We start from the raw sequence: 3,722 nt of genomic DNA, 5'->3' as shown, positions 1-3,722 counted from the left end.
CGGTCTACCAGCTAGCTAATGGGTTACTGACCCACCGCTATCGCAGGCAAGCCAGCTCCCACACTTGGATTGATGTCAGACTTATTGCTGGTTCTGACCCAGGATCAGACGACCTTCCTTATCCACTGGAATCTGGCCGCCCGGATCACGGTCCATACGTACCGAACCTTCCTTACCGTCCAGGTTGTAGCGCACGTCATAACCCACAACCTTGTCACTGATATCGTTGACCGTGCTGCAACGCTGCTGCGTGGTGGTGTAGGTATCGCGGTTCTGCATACCTTCCTGCACCTTGTTACCGGCGTAACCGCCACCGACAGCACCGGCTACAGTAGCCAGCTTCTTGCCATTACCGCCACCGACCTGGTTGCCCAACAAGCCACCGGCCAGCGCGCCAACCACGGTGCCGACGATTTGGTGTTGATCCTGCACCGGCTTCTGCCGGGTCACGGTGACGTCCTTGCAGACCTCACGAGGGGTTTTGATCTGGGTTTTCACCGGCTGCACTGCCAGCACTTGCGCATACTCAGGGCCGCTTTTTACCAGGCTGTAGGTGGCAACAGCACCCCCGGCAGTCACACCGACAGCACCCAATACCGCACCAACCAGTAACGACTTGTTCACGTGAACCTCCTGACCATCACAAGCGGACCGAAACGTCCGCGCTATACCCAGCCTTGGAGCAAAAAAAAAGGCACGAGTTCAATACTCGTGCCTTCTTTGTAACAGCGTATCAACGAACGCCCATCAAGGACGGTCGTCGACCTCCTTGCCGGTAGCGGCAGGCGGGATCAAATCTTCGCTGTTGAGGTTCAGCCAGATCAGCACCACGTTAGCGATGTAGATCGACGAGTAGGTACCCGCCAGAACGCCGATGAACAGTGCCAGGGAGAAGCCCCACAGATTGTCGCCACCGAAGATCATCAGTGCAGCAATCGCCAGCAAGGTGGAGATCGACGTCGCCATGGTCCGCAGCAGGGTCTGAGTGGTGGAGATGTTGATGTTCTCGACCAGCGTAGCCTTGCGCAGTACGCGGAAGTTCTCACGAACCCGGTCGAATACCACGATGGTGTCGTTGAGCGAGTAACCAATGATCGCCAACACCGCCGCCAGCACCGTCAGGTCGAAGGTGATCTGGAAGTACGCCAGGATACCCACGGTGACGATTACGTCGTGGATCAGCGACACAATGGCGCCGACGCCGAATTTCCACTGAAAGCGGAACGCCAGGTAGACCATGATGCCGGCCAGCGCCATCAGCATGCCGAGACCGCCCTGGTCGCGCAGCTCTTCACCCACTTGCGGGCCTACGAACTCGACGCGCTTGACCGACGCCGGGTTGTCACCGCCGACCTTCTGCAAGGCTTCGGCTACCTGATGACCCAACTGCGGATCTTCGCCCGGCATACGCACCAGCAGGTCGGTGGTAGCACCAAAGCTCTGCACGATGGCTTCGTGATAGCCGGCCTTGACCAGCTCGCTGCGCACCAGGGTGACGTCGGCCGGCTTCTCGTAGGTCAGCTCGATGAGCGTACCGCCGGTAAAGTCCAGACCGTAGTTCAGGCCCTTATGGAACCAGCTGAACAACGCCAGAACGGTAAGGAGCACTGTGGCGCCGAACGCAATGTTGCGAACGCCCATGAAGTTGATTGTACGTAACATGGCAGCCCCTTAAATCCACAACTTCTTGAAGTCACGTCCGCCAAAGATCAGGTTGACCATTGCGCGGGTCACCATGATGGCCGTGAACATCGAGGTAAAGATACCGAGGGACATGGTCACCGCAAAACCTTTGACCGGGCCGGTGCCCATGGCAAAGAGAATCCCGCCGACCAGCAGAGGGGTCAGGTTGGAGTCGAGAATGGCGGTAAATGCCCGGCCGAAGCCTTCGTTGATTGCACGTTGTACGGTCATGCCCGCCGCGATCTCTTCACGAATACGCGAGAAGATCAGTACGTTGGCATCTACGGCCATACCCATGGTGAGTACGATACCGGCGATACCTGGCAGGGTCAGTGTTGCGCCCAGCAGCGACATCAGTGCCAGCAGCATCACCATGTTGCCCGCCAGGGCCACGGTGGCGATGACGCCGAAGAAGCGGTAGATGGCGATGATGAACAAGGACACAAACAGCATGCCCCACAAGGCCGCATCGATACCCTTGGTGATGTTGTCGGCACCCAGGCTCGGGCCAATGGTGCGCTCTTCAGCGAAGTACATCGGCGCCGCCAGGCCACCCGCACGCAGCAGCAGTGCCAGCTCGGAAGATTCGCCCTGGCCATTCAGGCCGGTAATGCGGAATTGAGCACCCAGCGGCGACTGGATGGTCGCCAGGCTGATGATTTTCTTCTCTTCCTTGAAGGTCTGCACCGGCACGTCTTTCTCGACACCGTCGACCATTTGTTTGGTGTAGGTGGTGACCGGACGTTGCTCGATGAAGATCACCGCCATGCTGCGACCGACGTTACTGCGCGTGGCGCGGCTCATCAGGTCACCGCCATGGCCATCCAGACGGATGTTCACTTCCGGAGTACCGTGCTGCGAATCGAAACCCGCCTTGGCGTCAGTCACCTGATCACCGGTGATGATCAAGCCACGCTCGATCAGCGCTGGAGGACGGTTGCCTTCACGGAACTCGAATTCTTCGGCAGTCGCGCGAGTCGCACCCGGCTCAGCCGCCAGACGGAATTCCAGGTTGGCGGTTTTACCCAGGATACGCTTGGCTTCAGCGGTATCTTGTACGCCTGGCAGTTCAACCACGATGCGGTTGGCGCCTTGACGCTGCACGATCGGCTCAGCCACACCCAGCTCGTTGACGCGGTTACGTACCGTGGTCAAGTTCTGCTTGATGGAGTATTCGCGGATTTCCGCGATCTTGGCCGGGGTCATCGCCAGACGCAGCACAGCCTGACCATTCAGGTCAGCCGGTACGATGTCGAAATCATTGAAGTTCTTGCGCACCAGGGCACGGGCCTGTTCGCGGGTCGCTTCATCAGAGAAGCCCAGCTGGATGGCACCGTTGAGCTGCGGCAGGCTGCGATAACGCACCTTCTCTTTGCGCAGCAGGCTCTTCACGTCGCCTTCGTAAACTTTCAGACGCGCGTCGAGGGCTTTGTCCATGTCGACTTCCAGCAGGAAGTGCACACCACCGGACAAGTCCAGACCCAGCTTCATCGGGTGCGCGCCAATGCTGCGCAGCCATTTTGGCGTGGTCTGTGCGAGGTTGAGCGCGACAACGTAGTCATCACCCATGGCCTTGCGCACGACGTCTTTGGCCGGCAACTGGTCTTCGGCCTTGGTCAGGCGCAACAAACCGCCTTTCGCATCAGACGCCAAGGTTGCCGCTTTTACCTGGATACCGGCGTCGGTGAGCGCTTTGCTCGCACGGTCCAAGTCAGCCTGATTGACCTGCAGCGTAGTGCTGGCGCCAGTGATCTGGATCGCAGGGTCATCAGGATAAAGATTGGGAGCGGAATAAATAAAACCGATCGCCAGCACCGCCAGGATCAGTACGTATTTCCACAGAGGGTATTTGTTCAGCATCACGCCGCCCGCTTATAACGCGGGGCGCCTTGCGCGCCCCGTCGATTGGTAAAGGTTGTTACTCAGATCGCTTTGAGCGTGCCTTTTGGCAGCGTGGCGGCGATGGCGCCCTTCTGGAACTTCATTTCTACGGTGTCGGAGACTTCCAGAACCACGAAAGCATCGGAAACCTTGGTGAT

4 protein-coding genes are annotated in these 3,722 nt (G+C 58.6%); all 4 read right to left on the bottom strand.

All coding sequences use genetic code 11. The annotated features are described in order from the left end of the window. Positions 1-81 precede the first annotated feature (81 nt). Positions 82-624: a glycine zipper 2TM domain-containing protein gene (locus FEM54_RS27285; protein ID WP_017135941.1), complete on the bottom strand. Its 543-nt coding sequence runs from the start codon at positions 622-624 to the stop codon at positions 82-84. A gap of 123 nt (positions 625-747) precedes the next feature. Next, a complete protein-coding gene (gene secF, locus FEM54_RS27280; RefSeq protein ID WP_017135940.1) occupies positions 748-1,662 on the bottom strand; it encodes a protein translocase subunit SecF in 915 nt (304 codons plus the stop codon). Positions 1,663-1,671: 9 nt separating this feature from the next. Next, positions 1,672-3,543 carry a protein translocase subunit SecD gene (gene secD, locus FEM54_RS27275; RefSeq protein WP_138453725.1) on the bottom strand — a complete coding sequence of 624 codons (1,872 nt, stop codon included), beginning with the start codon at positions 3,541-3,543 and terminating at the stop codon, positions 1,672-1,674. Between the two features lie 62 nt (positions 3,544-3,605). After that, positions 3,606-3,722 (bottom strand): preprotein translocase subunit YajC (gene yajC / locus FEM54_RS27270; protein WP_477749741.1); only part of this gene is annotated, 117 nt, incomplete at its 5' end.

The sequence above is a fragment of the Pseudomonas edaphica genome (genome assembly GCF_005863185.1).
Taxonomy (GTDB): domain Bacteria; phylum Pseudomonadota; class Gammaproteobacteria; order Pseudomonadales; family Pseudomonadaceae; genus Aquipseudomonas; species Aquipseudomonas edaphica.
Note: the sequence above shows the minus strand (reverse complement) of the source record. Positions and strands in the feature narration are given on the sequence as shown.

Excerpts from the sequence above, each read along its gene's own strand:
- secF (WP_017135940.1), bottom strand. The coding sequence starts at position 1,662 with ATGTTACGTACAATCAACTTCATGGGCGTTCGCAACATTGCGTTCGGC.
- secD (WP_138453725.1), bottom strand. The coding sequence starts at position 3,543 with ATGCTGAACAAATACCCTCTGTGGAAATACGTACTGATCCTGGCGGTG.